This is a genomic window from Bradyrhizobium sp. Kon58 (genome assembly GCF_055807455.1).
On the sequence record NZ_JBVVOT010000659.1, the window covers coordinates 1 to 236 of the forward strand.

Sequence of the window (236 nt, forward strand, 5' to 3'; positions counted from 1 at the left end):
CCGGTATTATACTGGTGCTACTGGAAGTGCTGTTTCAAGCGTTCGTGGAAAGATTGCTACGACCAGTCTGGGAGGAACATCTGATGACGACTATGTTTGTTAGACACACGGTTTCCGACTACAAGACGTGGCGGAAAGTTTACGACGATTTTGCTTCGGTTCAGAAGACGAAGGGCGTAACAGCCGAGGCTGTCTACCGAGCAGTCGAAAACCCCAATGACATCACAGTAACTCAC

At 49.2% G+C, this 236-nt stretch carries 1 pseudogene; it reads left to right on the top strand.

The annotated features are described in order from the left end of the window. Positions 1-80 precede the first annotated feature (80 nt). Positions 81-236, top strand: a pseudogene (locus tag AC0L20_RS41855) (cyclase); the annotation flags it as partial.